This is a genomic window from Providencia manganoxydans (genome assembly GCF_016618195.1).
Taxonomy (GTDB): Bacteria; Pseudomonadota; Gammaproteobacteria; order Enterobacterales; family Enterobacteriaceae; genus Providencia; species Providencia manganoxydans.
The window spans coordinates 2,944,164-2,962,708 of the sequence record NZ_CP067099.1 but is presented as its reverse complement, the minus strand read 5'-3'; the positions used below and the strand labels follow the sequence as shown (position 1 = coordinate 2,962,708).

General features: G+C 41.7%; 15 protein-coding genes. 3 read left to right on the top strand and 12 right to left on the bottom strand.

The features are described 5' to 3' along the window. Positions 1 to 187 precede the first annotated feature (187 nt). The 12 genes from JI723_RS13325 to ttrS form a co-directional block, all read right to left on the bottom strand. Positions 188 to 754 carry a tetratricopeptide repeat protein gene (locus tag JI723_RS13325; protein WP_070924826.1) on the bottom strand — a complete coding sequence of 189 codons (567 nt, stop codon included), beginning with the start codon at positions 752 to 754 and terminating at the stop codon, positions 188 to 190. A gap of 526 nt (positions 755 to 1,280) precedes the next feature. Then, positions 1,281 to 1,766 carry an AmiS/UreI family transporter gene (locus JI723_RS13320; RefSeq protein ID WP_140182595.1) on the bottom strand — a complete coding sequence of 162 codons (486 nt, stop codon included), beginning with the start codon at positions 1,764 to 1,766 and terminating at the stop codon, positions 1,281 to 1,283. 3 nt (positions 1,767 to 1,769) lie between these two features. Further along, on the bottom strand, positions 1,770 to 2,792 hold the full coding sequence (locus tag JI723_RS13315; RefSeq protein ID WP_337979450.1) for an AAA family ATPase: 1,023 nt from the start codon (positions 2,790 to 2,792) through the stop codon (positions 1,770 to 1,772). Between the two features lie 77 nt (positions 2,793 to 2,869). Next, positions 2,870 to 3,916, bottom strand: a complete 1,047-nt coding sequence (locus JI723_RS13310) for an aliphatic amidase (RefSeq protein WP_272580871.1) — start codon at positions 3,914 to 3,916, stop codon at positions 2,870 to 2,872. 532 nt (positions 3,917 to 4,448) lie between these two features. Continuing rightward, positions 4,449 to 4,904, bottom strand: coding sequence for a DUF1097 domain-containing protein (locus JI723_RS13305; protein WP_337979449.1), 456 nt, complete (start codon positions 4,902 to 4,904; stop codon positions 4,449 to 4,451). A gap of 190 nt (positions 4,905 to 5,094) precedes the next feature. Beyond that, entirely contained in the window at positions 5,095 to 5,505 is a 411-nt protein-coding gene (locus JI723_RS13300) for an acyl-CoA thioesterase (protein ID WP_070924823.1), read from the bottom strand. A 146-nt stretch (positions 5,506 to 5,651) separates the two neighbouring features. Next, the gene (locus JI723_RS13295) at positions 5,652 to 6,446 is read right to left on the bottom strand and encodes a PhzF family phenazine biosynthesis protein (protein ID WP_272580965.1); all 795 of its coding nucleotides are present in this window, start codon (positions 6,444 to 6,446) and stop codon (positions 5,652 to 5,654) included. Between the two features lie 249 nt (positions 6,447 to 6,695). Then, entirely contained in the window at positions 6,696 to 8,228 is a 1,533-nt protein-coding gene (locus JI723_RS13290; protein WP_070924821.1) for a peptide MFS transporter, read from the bottom strand. A gap of 402 nt (positions 8,229 to 8,630) precedes the next feature. Further along, positions 8,631 to 9,851, bottom strand: a complete 1,221-nt coding sequence (mdtG, locus tag JI723_RS13285; protein WP_140182589.1) for a multidrug efflux MFS transporter MdtG — start codon at positions 9,849 to 9,851, stop codon at positions 8,631 to 8,633. A 62-nt stretch (positions 9,852 to 9,913) separates the two neighbouring features. Further along, complete coding sequence (locus JI723_RS13280; RefSeq protein WP_272580869.1) at positions 9,914 to 10,858, bottom strand: Kdo(2)-lipid IV(A) acyltransferase; 945 nt, start codon at positions 10,856 to 10,858, stop codon at positions 9,914 to 9,916. Positions 10,859 to 10,991: 133 nt separating this feature from the next. After that, positions 10,992 to 11,588, bottom strand: coding sequence for a tetrathionate respiration response regulator TtrR (ttrR, locus tag JI723_RS13275; RefSeq protein ID WP_070924818.1), 597 nt, complete (start codon positions 11,586 to 11,588; stop codon positions 10,992 to 10,994). A gap of 57 nt (positions 11,589 to 11,645) precedes the next feature. After that, positions 11,646 to 13,379 carry a tetrathionate respiration histidine kinase TtrS gene (gene ttrS / locus JI723_RS13270; protein ID WP_337979448.1) on the bottom strand — a complete coding sequence of 578 codons (1,734 nt, stop codon included), beginning with the start codon at positions 13,377 to 13,379 and terminating at the stop codon, positions 11,646 to 11,648. Between the two features lie 239 nt (positions 13,380 to 13,618). Here ttrS and ttrB point away from each other — a divergent pair, with 239 nt between their 5' ends. The 3 genes from ttrB to ttrA are packed head-to-tail and all read left to right on the top strand — an operon-like array spanning position 13,619 to position 18,463. Continuing rightward, on the top strand, positions 13,619 to 14,356 hold the full coding sequence (ttrB, locus tag JI723_RS13265) for a tetrathionate reductase subunit TtrB (RefSeq protein ID WP_337979447.1): 738 nt from the start codon (positions 13,619 to 13,621) through the stop codon (positions 14,354 to 14,356). Continuing rightward, positions 14,356 to 15,384 carry a tetrathionate reductase subunit TtrC gene (ttrC, locus tag JI723_RS13260; protein ID WP_180355077.1) on the top strand — a complete coding sequence of 343 codons (1,029 nt, stop codon included), beginning with the start codon at positions 14,356 to 14,358 and terminating at the stop codon, positions 15,382 to 15,384. The genes ttrB and ttrC overlap by 1 nt, the downstream gene beginning before the upstream one ends. Then, positions 15,377 to 18,463: a tetrathionate reductase subunit TtrA gene (gene ttrA / locus JI723_RS13255; protein ID WP_319067520.1), complete on the top strand. Its 3,087-nt coding sequence runs from the start codon at positions 15,377 to 15,379 to the stop codon at positions 18,461 to 18,463. The genes ttrC and ttrA overlap by 8 nt, the downstream gene beginning before the upstream one ends. Positions 18,464 to 18,545 lie beyond the last annotated feature (82 nt).

Here is an 18,545-nt window from a genome sequence, read left to right as displayed (position 1 = left end):
GCCTACCTGCAATTTGAATTATTTAGAGTATATAAGTTTAGAACATTTCATTGTATATTGAAATTAATCATTAGTATTTTCAATATAATGAGTGTTTATAAAAAGTAAAAAAGAAACGGATTATGAGGGGAGAATGGAACAGATATAACCACCGTGATCATGGTAATCACAGTGGTCATCATCACAATTATTTTTTACAAGCTTCCTTTAGGCCACCTTTGCAGGCTTTGTCGAGGTATTCGGCCGCTGATTTATCACTTAACTCAGTGCCTTCACCGTTTTCATACATTTTACCTACTTGATATTGCGCTGGTGGATATTTTTTATCTGCTGATTTTTTAAACCAATCGAATGCCACAATGTAGTTTTGTTTAACACCAATACCTTGGTAATATATCTGTCCCATATAGTTTTGAGCCTCAGCATTACCTTGTGTTGCGGATTTTTCAAACCATTGGATAGCCGTTTCGATATTGGGCTCAACACCATGGCCATTCAAGTACATATCACCTAAAAATAGCTGCGCATCTGAGTTTCCTTTATTTGATGCCATAGTTAGCCATTTTTTGGCTTTAGGGTAGTCTTGCTTTACTTCATTACCAAGATAATAACCAATACCCAACATAACTTGGGCTTTGATATCCCCTTTTTGCGCTTCTTTTTCAATCAATTTAAGGGTTTCGTTTGATACGGCCGCAAAGCTTGAATGAATAGAAAGGATAAAAAATAGAATTAATGAGTAAATTTTATACATAGCAATATTAAAATCTTATTGAGTCCATCGATTAGCCGGTTAGTTTTATTGTTACATACGCTTGGTATTGGTATTTTTACTTAATTTCATCACGTTTCAATTTACAGCTCTTTTGATAAGGTATAGTGACTATGTGCATTCACATGGCCTCCTATCGTTCCTAGCGGCTTATTTACTTATTGCCTAGCTGCCAATATGAATTATTTAGAGCATTGCTCTGTACACTTTTAACGGATGATGACTACACCTTAAATAACTTATTAAATATATTAATATCATGTTTTAACAAGCATAGCGATGTTAACAGTAGCTAATATACCGAGTAACAACCTTATTTTGTTGTAAATACTCTACGACTACAGAGATAGAATATCAATGTGTTTTAAGCTTTTTTATATAATGTCGTTAGACTTAGTTATCTATTGTAACAATACACTATAAAAGTGTTTTTTATTGTGAAAAACATATGAAATATCTACTAATTTAAAGTGTATATAGCTTGGATTTTTTAAGTGACATATTGTTATTACCAATTATTGGTCACCATCATCAACCCTGGAATAGTGCAAGTAGCAATACCTATTATTAGGGTTAAATTTCCTAAGTATCTGATTTTTTTATTAAGTGAAAAGACGCAGAAAAATAAAAACCAAAGCACAGCCCATAGCAGCCATAATGTAACCATTCTAAGATCTGAATTTGTATAATAAGCATAAAATAAAGCATTAAAGAAAACAAATAAGCAATACCAACCAAATAATTTTCCCGATAACGAACAGATTTTTACTAAGCTGAGAAAGATATAGGTGAACGTAAATAACATAGATTGTGCAATGGCCACATAGTCAGCACTTTCTTTGGCATTTAGCATTAATACAATATTTCCAATGAGGCAGAAAAAGCCAATAATGCCATTAAAAATCCCCGTTTCTTTATCATCATATCCTTTGATTATCGAGATACCATTTACAATTAAAACACTGCCGATAAAAATGAGTAATATACCGCCCATATATCACCTCTTGAGGGTCAATTGGTTATCATTTACGGTAAACTCGATGTATTCACTATGTTTTCCCTTCAAGATTATGTTGGCGACTAAAGGCTCTATATGCACTTTAAACACTCGCTTTATATCTCGGACACCATAACGACGATCACACATTGAATTTATTTTTAATTTTGCTGCATTATCTAATACGACGGTCATAAAAGACCGAGCGATCCTTTTATTGAGCTTTGATAATTCTAAGTCGATAATTTTGATTGCCTGCTCGGAATCAATTTTCTTAAAACTGATTTTCCGGTCAATACGATTAATAAATTCAGGCTCAAAGCGCTGTTCAAGCTGCTTAAGCATTTTTTGTTGTTGAGACTTTGAGTTAAAAAGTTCAAATAATGTTCGTTTCTCGTTCAGAATATCTTTTGAGCCTAAATTAGACGTCATAATAATAATCGCATTTCTGAAATTAATATTTTTTTGCCCATTAGCGAGACTCAGTTCACCAGTATCAAGAATGTTGAGCAACGTTCTAATCACTTCTTTGCTCGCTTTCTCTATTTCATCAAACAGGACGATACTAGGGGTACTATAACTTCCAGCTATCTTATCGCTATCAAATAAAGAATAGGATTCTTTACTGCCTGAATAGCCTGGTGGAGCACCGGATAGGGATGCGGCATAATGATCTTGGGACAAGGTATTCATGTTAATACGGCAAGATAAATTTTTGCCATTATTGAGCGCTTTTGCTAAAGCAATAACGGTTTCTGTTTTACCTACACCTGTTGGCCCCAAAAATAGCAAGGTGCTAAGTGGTCTCTCCGGATCAAATATATTGGCTTTAATACAATACAACACATCTTTCAATTGTTTTAATACATCATCTTGCCCAATAATCTGTTTCTCTATCGATTGGATAACGTTATCAGGATCAAAAGTAAAGCGGAATCCCTTTAAGTCATGTTGTGACGGCTGGGTGCCGCTATTTTTTTGAGGGGGATGATTTGATGCCAACATGTCATTGATAAAAGGCATAGTTTATTCCTAAATAACAGCGATATTAGTAGTCACTCTTTAATATATGAAGAGTGACTACTTTTCATTAATTCGTGTTAACCAACATCTTTGGTTTTATTTCCGCTGGTAGGCAAATCATAAACTTGGCATTCTGAAACCCCAACAGTATCACGTGTGATGGTTTCCACTTGCTCTCGCGTTTTTTCTGCATCTAATACCCAACTGCGATAAAATTCAAATGGACATTCAGCTAACCCTTTATCACCATCACCTGAATTATAAATACCTGTATAGCCACGATGTAAAATCTTAAAGAGATGATTTTGTGATTGGTCATATTTGCGTGCATCACGAATTTCAGTCACAGAAAGTTGAGCATATTGAATACCCATCTCTTCTTCACCACATTCGCCAAGCGTTCGACCATCAAAGCCAATGATTGCAGAGTGTCCAAAGTAGGTATATACGCCATCAAAGCCTGTTCCATTCGCGACAGCAACATAACAGTTATTTGCCCACGCCATGGTTTTTGCCATCAAAATTTGTTGTTCTTTAGCGGGATACATATAACCTTGGCAGCGAACGATCAGTTCAGCGCCTTTCATTGCGCAGTCGCGCCATATTTCAGGATAGTTGCCATCATCACAGATAATTAAGCTAATTTTTAACCCTTTTGGCCCCTCTGAAACATAGGTTTTGTCACCGGGGTACCAGCCTTCAACAGGACACCATGGGATGATTTTGCGATATTTTTGAACAATATTGCCGTTGTCATCAATTAAAATCAGTGTGTTATAAGGTGCTTTTAAAGGATGATCTTCATGCTGCTCTCCTGTAATGGAAAAGACTCCCCAAACTTTGTTGGCTTTACAGGCAGCAGAGAATATTTGTGTTTCATCACCGGGAACAGTAGCCGCTGTTTCCATCATTTCTTCATGGTCATACATGATCCCTTGGGTGCTATATTCTGGAAAAATAATCAGGTCGAGGCCCGGTAAACCTGTTTTTACGCCAGTAATGACATCTGATATTTTTTGCGCATTTTCAATGACGTCTTTACGACTATGTAAGCGAGGAATTTTATAGTTCACTACAGCAACACCGACGGAAGTAGGGCTACTCGATATATCACCATGTCTCATAATGTTTCCTTAATATACTCGTTATACTTCAAGGTGCAGCGAATGCTAAGGAACTGCGGCTACATTTTTCACTGATTAAAGTGTGATTAGTGCTCCAATTACTCACTGCCTTGTGACTTAGCTACGCCATGAGCCAGTTAAAAATAGCGTGTTTAGTAATCGTTTAAAGACTAAGTAAATATAGCTAGTTGAGAAGGTGGGGGTGAACGTAATGTATTATTATGTGATTCTGATCACTATAGAATGATATTATTAGTAACCATTTGATTATATTGCTAAATATTTTGCTTTTTAAGTTTAAACCATATTTAAATTGGTGGTAAATAAGAAAAAAGCCAGCATTAAGTATTCTAATTATGATGGTTTTATTTTGATTTATTCTATGCTGTCACAAAGAGGTAATAAATAATCTTGCCATGAGTCAGACGGGGTGATTTTTTGCAGTTATATTTTAAGCGGTGGGTTGTTGTTTGTATTGACTCAATCCTAGTTGAAATGGCTGAGTAATATTTCAAGGCAACAACCCCAGTGTTTATTTCAGCTTCTCAGATAGCCATAAGCCGCTTTTTTTCATTGAGAAACCAAATAACACGCCAATTAATAGCGATGACAAAGTCACAGGCCAATCACCCTGAGCAGCAAAGATGGCGCAGGCGCCAATAAACGTGCCGGGTATATAAGAAAGCCATATCTTTTTAGCTTGAATACACATAATAAAGGCCACAATGCCAGTGATCAGGTATTCAACAAAATTAGGGATATTGTCGAGTAGGCTATTGCTGTGGATCATGACCAGTCCCCAAACAACTCCGCTCGCAATCGTCAACAACGTAATTAATACTCCTTTGTAGCCTTCTTTTGGGTAGGCAAAATAAGAGGTACAACCTAAGAAGCCTGCCCAACCAATTAATCCTAATGAGTTTGCTAGCCACGCCCAAACAGCGGAAAGTATTGCAGTAGTTAAAGAAATAGAAAAAAGTATTTTCACAATGGCACTTACAATGATTAAGTCAAATAGAGCAATGGCGATGCCATGCTGTTATCACGTATCGAGTTCTCGAAGGGCGGGGATTCTATCATTAGCGTGTGCTGTAAAAAAAGCACTTGGATCAATATATATTCAGAATGCTAAAGAGTATGTGGGATAAACTGTTTTGTTTACCCCAATGAGATAATAGTTACTGCGGTTCAAACAGCGGGGTTGGTTTACCGTTATCATCAACAGCCACAAAATTAAATTGCCCGTGGATCACCTCTTCACGCCCTTCACAATACATATTTTCTAAAAAAATAGAGACATTCACGGTTAAACTAGTTCGACCTACACGACTGACTTTGCCTACCAGTTCGACAATCGTTCCAGAGGGAATGGGGTGAGTGAAATTAATTTTTTCTGTCGAAACCGTGACTAAACGTTTACGAGAAAAACGTGTTGCTGTGATAAAAGAAACTTCGTCCATCCATGCTAACGCTGTGCCGCCAAACAAGGTGTCATGGTGATTGGTGGTCGTCGGAAAGATAACTTTGGAGACACTGGTAATCGAATTTTCGATTTTTTGGGTGATGAGTTCATCAACTTCAGAACGCATGATGTTGCCTTAGCCTTAATAAAAAACAATAGGCCGTCAGTGTAATACGCTTTCAAAAAAATTACACTGACTAGGCTCGTTATCGTTCAAGTTACAAAGACACTCCGTTAGCCAAGCCATCGTTTTTCACCTAGCGGCACCTCGAATTATGTAAGATGGATGTAGCCAGTCAAAAACAGAGTTGCCTCTCCGGTTAACTTAACGCGTTCACCTTCAATAGAGCATCGCATCATGCCCCCACGAGCAGATATTTGATTACCTATTAATTGCGTTTTATTTAATTGCTTAGCCCAAAGAGGCGCTATCGCACAGTGTGATGTGCCTGTAACGGGATCTTCATCGACGCCTTTTGCGGGGGCAAAGTAGCGTGATACAAAATCCGCATTTTTTTCATCGCTGGCAGCGGTGATCGTTAATCCTGCTAAGGGTAGCTTTGCCATAGCCAGAAAATCAGGTTGGCAGTTAGCGACTTGAGTTGCATCATTTAAAAAACAGATGTAGCGATCTTTAGCGAGCCACAAAGAAGCAATCTCAACACCTAAGATTTCAGCTAGTTGAGGGTAATCGGAGACGGCAACTTGTTCGGTTTCCAGAAGCGGGAAATCGAGTGTAAAACCATGCTGATCTCTATAAACGGTTAATTCTCCCGAAAGGGACTGGAAGGTAAAAGGGGTAATTGGTAACTGCTTAAATTGATGGAGTACAAACGCACAGGCGAGGGTGGCATGACCACACAACTTAACTTCTTGGTTGGGGGTAAACCAACGAATATGGTCATCAACTAAGAATGCGGTTTCTGAGAGATTAATTTCTGCGGCGATCGCCATCAGTTTCTCATCGGCAAGCCACTCTTCTAATAATACGATAGCGGCAGGGTTACCTCGGAATTGTTGATTAGTAAAAGCATCGACATAGTAAACAGGAAGCGATATACCACTCATCATGGAGTTCCAAAAAAGAAAGTAGGGAAGGAAAGTATATACTTTATAATAGTTAATCGTCGAAATAAAAAAACACCCGATAGGCTCAATGGCGTATCGGGTGTTGTTATATACTCGTCATACTTCGCAGTGTATATGGTGATAGCGGGCATTCGTGCTAGTCACCGTGTTTTCTATGTTCCTAACGACTTATTCACTGATCACCTAGCTGCATCTTGTATTATTTCGAGTATCAAGAACGGCTATAAGTTATTTTGCTTTTGCTTCATTGGCATCAGCATTTTTCAGCATTTTTCTAACAGGGATAATCAATGCAGCTAGCACAATTGCACAGATAACTAATGCCATCGAAACGTGAGAGAACAGCTCTGGCATTGAATTCAGTTGTTCTTTATTGATATTCCCTCCCATGATACCTGCTGCAAGGTTACCTAACGCACTTGCACAGAACCATAGCCCCATGACTTGGCCACGCATTTTTTGTGGTGCCAATAAAGTCATTGTGGCGAGCCCAATAGGGCTTAAGCATAGTTCACCGAGCGTCAGCAACAGAATACTGGAGACTAGCCAGAAAGGTGATACACCAGATTGAGTCGCTAATACTTGGTTTGCTGCCATCATCATCACCGCAAAACCGCCCGCAGCAAATAGGATACCAATTACAAACTTAGTCATACTGCTTGGGTTTAGGTTGCGCTTAGCAAGAGAAGGCCAGAACCAGCTAAATACAGGGGCTAATAGAATAATAAACAGGGCGTTAATCGACTGGAACCAAATTGTTGGGATCTCGAATGAACCCATTTGGCGGTCAGTATAGTCACGAGCAAAGATGTTAAATGAGGTCGGTTTTTGCTCAAACGCGGACCAGAAGAATGCGGCTGCAATTAATAATATCAGACAAGCGAGTAGGCGAGAACGTTCGCTACTGTTAAGGCCTGCAAAGAAGAACATGAAAACAAAATAAATGGCAACACAGGTTGCAATGATATAAGCAGAGCTTTTGGCGATAGTGGAAGCATTAAATGGAATAGTGCCGTTATCAATTAAGATAACCAGTACTGCAAGTAGTGCCATGGCAACGGTAACCCATTTGCCAACATTTTTACGTTCAACCGTTGGGCGGTTCCAAGTGGAATCTAAGCCAACCTCTTTATCATAACGGCGCATCTGTGGAATAGCGTAAAAACGGAAAACCAGCAGGGCAATTAACATACCGATACCACCGAGGCCAAAGCCTAGGTGCCAGCCATATTTTTCATGTAATGGACCGATGATCAGCGGAGCGATAAATGACCCCATGTTGATACCCATATAGAACAGCGAGAAACCGCCATCACGACGTGTATCTTCTTTCTTATACAGTGTACCTACCATAACGGTAATACAGGTTTTAAACAGTCCTGTACCCAGAACGATTAATAGTAATCCAACGAAAAAGAAGGTATTACTCCAAAACGCAGACATAGCAATCGATAAATGGCCGAGTGCAATGATCAGTGAGCCGTACCAAACTGCTCTGCGTTGCCCTAACCAGTTGTCAGCTAACCAGCCACCGGGTAGTGATGTGATATAAACCCCACCCGCAAAGATACCGACGATAGCGGATGCTTGCTCAATAGGTAGGCCCATGCCGCCTTGCAGTAGTGCTGCGCTCATAAACAGGATGAGCAGTGGGCGCACACCATAAAACGAGAACCGTTCCCACATTTCAGTCAGGAATAGTGAGCTCAGTGGGTATGGATGCCCAAAGAAGGTTTTTGTTTTGGTCGCAGAAGTATTCATCTGTAACTCCGATATTTATTTTTGATTTGGTTGTGCTTGAAAAAACGCCTTAGAAAGTTGAAGGCGCCAAAATATATAGATATGTTAACGTCATTCTGTAAACATATTTTTAACATACATTATTATAAAAACACTTATAAACAGAATATGTTTATGGTGAAAATGGTATTTTTAAGGTGAAAAGTCGATATCAATCGCATTTCTCACGATAAGGTAGGCGAAGATACAGGAATTCTATTGACATGAAAAGAGTCGATTATAAAACTAGCATAGCGTTCAAAAACATGATGTTAAGTTATGTTTTTTGCTGTTTTTGCATAAAATGCTGTTATACCTACAATAAATGAGGGAAATGAATAAAGAACAAATAGAAAAATAACGTTTCAGCTTTTATGCAAAAAATTAAACAGAAGGTGTTTTGCTGCTGCGTGTTTGGCGTTTGATCATATACCATGAATAAATCAGGTTGAATAAAACTAAAGCCGCAGTGAAAAAGAAAACGGCTCGGAAACCATAGCTTGCCGCGACAAATGAACCCATCAACGGGCCAGTAACATTACCGACATCACGCAATGCTTGGTTGTAGCTGAAAATTCGCCCTGTTACCTCATGGGATATATTATAGATAATTAAGGTTTGTACCGCGGGCAGTAATGCGGCATTGAGTGCGCCAAGTAAAAAACGTAAAGCACCTAGCTCCCAATAGCTACTGACAAGTCCCATCGGGAACAACACAAATATGGAAGCCCCTAATACGGCTAAGAGGACTTTTTCAGGGCCTATGCGGTCACTGAGTTTCCCTAATCGCGGCGCACTGAGTAAGGCTGCAATACCGGGTATCGAGGCAATGACACCACTGATAAAGGCGAGATTCTCTATTGAATCGGATAGATCACGGATGTAGAGGGTGATCACAGGGTTAATCGACCCCATAGCAGCTTGAATGATCATGGTAGTGAAAAACAAGCTGATGACTAAATTTTTGTTTTTTAGTGAGGCAAAAACTTGTTTGGTATTGAGTGCATCTTTACGTGATACAGGGGTAAAACGTTCTCGGACGTAAAATAACGTCACAAAAAAGCAGATAAACAGTACCGTTGCCGTGATAAAGAATACGGGGCGTAAACCATATTGATCGGCAAGCAGTCCGCCTATTAATGGGCCAATAAGAGCACCACTGACGGCACCTGTAGCTAAAACACCCATTGCCCAGCCGCTTTTCTTCACCGGAACTTGGGTTGCAATTAACGCATTGGCATTGGGAACAAAACCCCCTAGCAGACCAAGTATTGCCCTGAGTGCAAGTAATTGCCAAATATTTTGTGCGAAGCCGATTAATACCATCACAATTGCCATGCCTAATGCAGAGCGTAGCAACATCAGCTTTCTTCCCTTGCGGTCGGAGAGCCGCCCCCAAAATGGCGCAGCAATGGCGGAAAACAAAAACGTAATACTGAAAACGGCGCCTGTCCACAGGTTTAATGAACTGTGATCGGTGACTCCCAGCTCCTCGATATAAAGCGGAAGAAAAGGCATGATGAGGCTAAATGCGGCACCCGTTAAGAAACAGCCAAACCACACCACATACAGATTGCGTTTCCAATAATTGTTTTTGGTTAACATAGACTCCTTACTTATTTTAAAAAACTCACGGCTGTTAGATGATTAACAGCCGTGATGTGTGATTAATGATGAATTTTATCTAAATCGCCATACAAAGAGGGTTCTCCTTTGGGACGAGTTTTAAACCGCCTATGTAGCCACATATATTGTTCAGGCGCCCTGAGAATTTCCGTTTCGATGATTTTGTTCATTTTAGTGGCAACAGCCACTTCATCTTTAATTGGGAAATCATCAACAGCGGGTTGAATTAACAGCTCGTAGCCTTTACCTGCGGGGAGACGACGAAGGGTAAATGGCACCACTAAGGGCTTGGCTAAGCGTAATAGAATGGCTGAACCATTAGTGGTTGCTGCATTCGGTACGGCAAATAAAGGGGCAAATGAGCTGTTACGTGGGCCGTAATCGTGGTCGGGAGCATACCAAACAATTTCACCTTGTTTCAAAACCCGGACCATGCCTTTCACATCTTTGCGATCGAGCATATATTTGTTAGCACGCAAACGACCGCGTGTTTGTATCCAGTCGAGTAGTTTATTGTCATTAGGGCGATACACACCGATACCAGGGTTGAGCATACCAAATGTACGGCCTCCCATTTCTAACGTTAAGAAATGAATACCTAATACAATAATACCGCGCCCCGTTTCTTGCGCAGCTAGCATATTTTCACGGCCTTCAACTCGGCACCAACGGCGAATACGCCATTCAGGCCAGAACCATGCCATACCCGTCTCAAAAAGCCCCATACCGACAGATTCAAAATTTTTATCGATATAACGTTGGCGTTCTTGTAGGCTCATTTCAGGAAAACATAATTCTAAATTGCGATCGGCAATTTGAGCTCGTTTTTTTAAGAATCGTTTTGATAGCAAGCCTAGACGAGTACCGATCCAATATATCATCGGATAGGGCAGCAGTATCAGTACGTAAAGCAGGCCGACCCCGAGCCAAGTTAGCCAGTAGCGTGGATGTAGTAAACTTTTATTAAACTTTGGCGCTTGTATCATTGTTTTCCAAAAATCAGGTTAATATTTTGATTTATCTATTTGTTGTAACAGCCATTAATACTCTGATACCAGTCACCCTTTGATGACTGAATGGATACTAAAAAGTAATCAATGGTTATCTTATTATAACAAACTATTCATTCAATAATTTGGCTGTTTGTAACGTGCTGATTAACTCAGCCATGTTTCGCACATCCATTTTTTCCATCACCCGTGAGCGATGTACTTCTACTGTACGCACTGAAACGCAAGCCACATCGGCAATTTCACGATTGATCAGCCCTTGTAAAACGTATTGGCAGATCTCTTTTTCTCTTGGCGTTAGTGTTTGATAGCGTTGCTGAATAAGATATCTTTCAGTTGCTTGAATGGTTTTAATTTTTGCTTGTTCGAGTGTTTTTGCCAATTGTTGGCTATCAATAGGTTTTTGTAAGAAATCAACCGCACCCAATTTGACCTGTTCTACCGCCATAGGAATATCACCATGGCCAGAGAGGAAAATCACAGCTAAGGTGCTTTGTTGCTCTTTAAGTAATTGATGAACTTGGCGGCCATCCAGTTTCGGCATACGCATATCGAGCAATACAACACCTTCTTCAAAAAGATTGGCTTGCTGAATAAATTGTTCGCTGTCATTCCAAACGACAACATGATAGCCGAGGGTTTCAAGTAGGAATTGGCAAGCATCTGTGACATCAGGATCGTCATCCACCAGATGAATTAGCGTCATAGTTAGTCTCATTACATTATGATTAATGGGCATTATCTCATATTAGCGCCGTAAATGTTACACCTCTAGAGTATAGGGAAAGATCAGCGTCACTCTTAGGCCATTTAAGCCTTCTTCATTGATGTTATTTTCAATGCGAATATCACCGCCTTGGCTTTGGATCAGTCGTTGGCAAATCACCAACCCTAAACCTAACCCCGCTTTTTTCGTGGTCGAAAAGGGGGTAATACCTTGAGTGAGTTGCTCTGTATCCATACCGCCCGCATCATCTTGTAGGACGAGTAAAAAACGCTCAGGCGCGAGATGAAAGCTAAATTGCAGTGTATTGGCTCCAGCCTGTAAGCTATTGCTAATCAGGTTTGATAATAACTGATCGAGCAAAGTATCAGGAAGTTTGAGTGAGATGTCCTGATTGTCAGGTAAAATCAATTTTACCTGTGGGTACTGTTGTGAAACCCGCAGTAATTGCCAAATATGTTGAATAGTGGCTAAAACAGGCTGCTGATGTAGTGGTAATGCCACTTCTTGGTGAGGTTTACCTGCCCAGAGCCGCAAATTGCGAATAATGTCCGCACCACGTTGTGCTTGGCTGTCAATTTTAGTCAACGTACCGATAAGAGGGTGCTCAGCCGATTCTTTGGTGAGGCGCAAAATACAGCCTTGTGCATAGTGGCGGATCGCAGAAAGTGGTTGATTAAGCTCATGGGCAAAACCTGAAGCCATTTCCCCTAAAATATTCAGCCGCTGCGCTTGTTCAAGATTGGCTTCTTGTTGTCGTAAACGATTATGTGCTTCTTCCAGCTGGCGGCTACGGCGGCGCACAAGAAATGCGATCCAAATGTGGTTAATACCCAATAAAATAAAAAATAATGTGACTATGGTTATGGTGATTTGATGCTGGATCACCCAACTCACGATGTCTTGCCAAATTTGCCGTTGTCGTGGATGTTGATTCACATCGCGCAATAGGGTTTCAACTTGATTAACCGAAGCGGGAGCTCCCCAACGCATTCTTAAATTATCGGAAGACAGTAAGGTTTTGGTGACTTTATCGACAAGATTATCAGGCACATCGCTAAGAGCAGCAAATGACCAATTAGGGTATAATTCAGTGCTGGTTTTACAGGGCAAGGCGCTGTCATGTTCAATCAAAGGGCGAAATTGTGTTTTATCAATTAAACCTTCTTTATCCATGTTTTCTAACAAGCAAACAGGGATAATTGCCGCGGAAAGAGAATGGTCACGTAAAGCATACAGTAGAGCATCCGCAGGGAAACCAAGAAATTGCATACGAAAATCTTTCTCTGCATCGTAACCCATATCTCTTAATACTTTATAACCTAATAGATATCCCCCAAAAGCATCAGGCGAAATTGCCCCCACTTTCTTACCTATCAGATTTTTGGCTTCAGTAATGTCGCTGTCTGCACGCACTAAAATCAAACTGCCAATAACATTGCGAGTTGCGCTATCTGGCTCTAATGAAGAGCGCAAAGAGAGTAGCCAACGTAGGTGGTAGCGACTATCGAGTTGAATAAATTGTGCAGGGTTGGTGAGCAAAAAATCAATTTTACGTTCTGAAATCGCATTGCGCATTTCATCAAGATTCAAAGGGAGTAGGGTGAAGTGTTCATCAGGTAACGATTTATTCAGTGTATCGGCCAGTATTTGCCACTGCGATTGGGTTGAAGCTGCTCCGCGTAGCGCTAGCACACCAATTTTCCATTCAGCAGCCATGGCAGGAAATGACCATGCGATGACCATAACTATCATTAATCGATACAGAGACATAGGCGTATTTGAGTTATTCGTTGCGTTAGATCAAGTTAATTACGGGTATGTGGTAAACCACAATAGGGTGGTTCTCCTGCCCCTCATACAATACAAGTAACTAAAGATAACACACCGTTTTTAAAGAAAAATAAAAATTATTGTGGTTATCACAAATAGATTGCAATAACGGCCAATAAAGCCTGTAAAACTAAAACTTACCATATTTATGTATTAGCAATGTCCTACTGGAGCCAATTATGGATCTGAGTAAACGAAAATTTCTACAACAATTAGGGGCAGTCACTGCGGGAGCATCGTTGATCCCGATTGCTGAAGCAGGGCTAAACTTCTCCCCAACTCGTCGTGAAGGCAATCCTGAAAAGCGTTATGGGATGCTGATTGACCTACGCCGTTGTGTTGGATGTCAGTCTTGTACTGTCAGTTGTGCGGTGGAAAACCAAACACCACAAGGGCAATTCCGTACCACAGTCAACCAATATCAAGTCTCCTTAAAGGGAGAGGAAGGTTTCACGAACGTCCTGCTACCACGCCTATGCAATCATTGCGATAACCCACCTTGTGTACCTGTTTGCCCAGTACAAGCAACGTTTCAACGCGAAGACGGCATTGTGGTTATTGATAATGAACGCTGTGTGGGTTGCGCTTATTGTGTACAAGCATGCCCATATGACGCGCGTTTTATTAATCACACGACACAAACCGCGGATAAATGTACTTTCTGTGCACATCGACTTGAAGTTGGCTTGTTACCTGCCTGTGTTGAGTCCTGTGTCGGTGGTGCGCGTATTATCGGTGATTTAAAAGATCCTAACAGTACTATTCGCCAAATGCTGACGGAACATGAAGCAGAAATTAAGGTGTTAAAACCTGAAAGTGGCACCTTGCCGCAAGTGTTCTATCTCGGTCTGGACGATGCTTTTGTTCAACCGTTGGCTGATAAAGGGCAACCCGCATTGTGGCAGGAGGTGTTCTGATGAGTGAACAAGTGAGCTATATTGCAGAAATAATGGCACAACCCCAAGAGTTTTTTTGGTTACCTTGGGCGGTTCAATACTTCTTTTTTATCGGTATTGCGGCCTGTGCAACACTGTATGCCTGCTACCTACATTGGCAAGGTAAGAGCGAAAATAGTCGCTTAGAGATGATAGCCGTGTTTATCACGATAACGATGGGGATCACGGCACCTTTAGCTTTAACCGCTGATTTACATCAAACTGCACGTGTTTGGCATTTCTATGCCTATCCAACGCTGTGGTCATGGATGTGGTGGGGTTCAGTATTATTACCTTTATTTACCACATTCACCGGTCTTTATTTTATCGCTTTGTTAGTGAAGTTTATCTGGAAAAAAGAGTTTAAAGCCACACGTTGGGTTGCTTTATTATCCGCACTTTCAGCGATTGGTTTACTGCTATACACAGGTAGAGAGGCATCAGTACTGATTGCGCGACCTATTTGGTTTAGCTGGTGGATCCCTGTCTTAATGTTCTTAAGTGCAATGCAAGCGGTTCCTGCTCTGATTGGCTTAGGGGCTCGTCGTGAACCGCAGTATCAGCAACGTTTAGCCCGTATGCAAGTGATCACCTTATTACTACTGGCGGTTTGTTTTGCGCTATGGTTATCAGGCGACACCATTTCAGGTATTGCTGTGCGCCATCAAGTTGATGTCGCGAGTCCTGGTTGGTGGATGTTAATGGGGATCTGTGCCTTGTGGTTAGTCTCACTGGTGATGTCAATCGGTAACTTAAAATCAACACGCCCGATGGTTTATATCACTATCACTGCATTAGTGGCGATGGGGCTAACGTGGAGCTTACGTTGGGTGTTCTTAATGGAAGTTCAGGCAGTGCCGAAATATAGCATTTTAGTGAATCCTTATCATTTCCCGATGGGAACAGATGGATTACTCGCACTGTTTGGAACCTTTGGTTTGTGGATCGCATTAACCATTATTATTCGTGAAGGTGTTCGTTGGTTTGCTAGGAGAGTGCAACATGGCTAAATTCTCAAGACGTCAATGGCTTAAAGGTGGTTTAGTTGTTGGTGGATTAGCACTGTTCGGCGCTGGCTACCGTGATGTAGCGAAGCGTGCTGTGGATGGCCTAGCGAACGGTACATCAGGTAAAGTGACCTTAGACCGCATTCATGGCAACTCGTTACGCCCAGAAGGCCAAGCCAACAGTGAATGGAAAGAAAACCCAGAACAAGTGGTTGCGATGACCCAGTGCTTTGGTTGTTGGACGCAATGTGGTATTCGTGCGCGTGTCGATACAACGAAAAACGAAGTTCTGCGCATAGCAGGAAATCCATACCACCCTCTGTCACATGAAAAACACTTCCCATATGGTATGCCTTTAAAAACGGCATTTAATAAAATGGGTGGGGAAAGTGGATTAGAAAATCGCTCAACGGCTTGTGCACGTGGTGCAACACTCATGGAAGGTTTGACTAGCCCACTACGCATACTTGAACCCATGAAACGTGTGGGCAAACGTGGTGAAGGTAAGTGGGAACGCATCAGTTTTGAACAATTAGTCAAAGAAGTGGTTGAAGGCGGTGATCTATTTGGTGAAGGTCATGTTGATGGCTTACGTGCCATTCGTGATCTGGAAACACCACTGGATCCCTCACAACCAAAGCTTGGTCCCAAAGCTAACCAATTATTAGTCACTAACGCGGGCGATGATGGTCGTGATGGATTTATTCGTCGCTTTGCACAAAATGCATTTGGTAGTAAAAACTTTGGTGCACACGGCTCATATTGTGGTTTGGCTTATCGTGCTGGCTCTGGCGCGTTAATGGACGATTTAGATAAAAACGCCCACGTTAAACCTGATTGGGATAACGTTCGTTTTGCGTTATTTATCGGTACTTCACCAGCACAATCAGGTAACCCTTTCAAACGCCAAGGACGTCAACTTGCTTCTGCGCGTTTACGCGATAATTTCAATTATGTGGTGGTTGCACCTGCGTTACCATTAACCACGACGCTCGCGAATGACCATGGGCATTGGGTTCCCGTGCAACCGGGAACGGATGCAGCCTTAGTTATGGGGATGATCCGCTGGATCATTGAAAATGAGCGCTACAATGCAGCTTATTTGAGTGTACCCAGTGAAAAATCAATGCAAGCCGTGGGTGAGAAAAGTTGGACGAACTCAACGCATTTAGTGATCACCGATGACAATCACCCACTAGCAGGGCAATTATTGATTGCTGCTCATCTTAATGGCCAGCCTATTGACGATGAAGCAAGTCAAAAAGCTTACATGGTTCAAGATGCAACAGGTGAATTAAAACTGGCTGATGATGTGACTAACGCCGAATTGTTCGTAACGCGTACCATCACGTTACACGATGGCAGCGAAGTGACGGTGAAATCAAGCTTCCAATGTCTAAAAGATGCCGCAGATAGAATGACGTTGGATGAATATAGCCAACGTTGCCAAGTGCCAGTGAAAACTATTGAATCTTTAGGACGTGCATTAACCTCCTATGATCGTAAAGCTGCGGTCATCTCTCATGGTGGCATGATGGGCGGTAACGGTTTTTATACGGCTTGGTCGGTGATCATGTTAAACGCATTAATTGGTAACCTGAACCTAAAAGGTGGGGTATCGGTTGGTGGTGGTAAATTTAACGGTGAAAGCGATGGCCCACGTTACAACATGGCAAGCTATGCAGGTAAAGTGAAGCCAAAAGGGGTTGTGTTATCACGCAGTAATGAAGTTTATGAAAAATCGGATGAATTTAAGGCGCGGATCGCGGCCGGTGAAAAACCGTATCCAGCAAAAGCACCTTGGTATCCGTTTGCGAAAGGGCAATTAACTGAACAGCTGGCTTCTGCTTTGATGGGGTATCCGTACTCATTGAAGGCTTGGATCACCAATATGACTAACCCTGTCTATGGTATTGCGGGGATCCGTCAGGTCATGGAAGAAAAGCTTAAAGATCCAAAGCATCTGCCATTAATTATCGGTATCGATGCCTTTATGAACGAAACCACCGCATTGGCAGATTATATTGTACCTGATACACATAACTTTGAGAGCTGGGGGTTCAGTGCTCCGTGGTCTGGTGTACAAGTAAAAGCGAGTACAGCACGTTGGCCAATTGTTGAGTCACGTACTGCGAAAACGGCGGATGGACAACCCGTTTCAATGGAAGCTTTCTGTATCGCCGTCGCTAAAGAACTTAACCTTCCGGGGTTTGGTGATAACGTCATTGAAGATATGGATGGTAATAAATATCCGTTAAATAGTGCGGAGGATTACTATCTACGTGTCGCGGCGAATATGGCATGGATGGGCGAAAAACCTGTGCCAGAGGCGGCAACGGAAGATATTCAAATCAGTGGTGTTGAACGTATTTTGCCAGCCATGAGCAAAACATTAAAGCCAGAAGAAATACGTCGTGTGGCGTATATCTACACACGCGGTGGACGTTTTGCTCCTTATGAAAAAGCGTGGGATGGTGAGGCGACAGGTCCGCAATGGAAAAAAGGATTACAAATCTGGAACCCAACAGTTGCCGTTAACCGACATGCAATTACGGGGGAACGTTACAGTGGTTGCCCAACCTATTACCCACCACGTTTAGCAAATGGTGATGATATCAACAAAGTGTTTCCACCTGCGGAATGGCCATTAAAGCTGATGTCATTTAAGTCACATGTGATGAGTAGCTCTACCACGATGATTGAGCGTTTGCGTCATGTGAAACCCACGAATATGGTTGCGATACACCCTGATGATGCGCAAAAAATGGGGGTTAAGCACGGTGATTGGGTCAAAATTACCACACCGGGTGGTTATGCAGAGGCACAAATCAGTGTATTGGATGGAGTGATGCCTGGCGTACTGGCGATTGAGCATGGTTATGGACACAAAGAAATGGGCGCTAAACAGCACTATCTTGATGGTAATCCATTGCCAATGAATGCAGCAAATGGCTCAGGAATTAACTTAAATGACTTAGGTTTTGCTGATCCAACCCGTGAAGTAGCGAATACATGGTTAGATTGGGTATCAGGTGCTTCGGTAAGACAAGGCCTACCGGCTAAAATTGAGCTAATTGGCTAATATACTCATCATACTTAAAGTTGCAGGGCTTTGCGTTATGAGATAAGGGACTACGCTCATCGAGTTATAGAGCGTATCTATG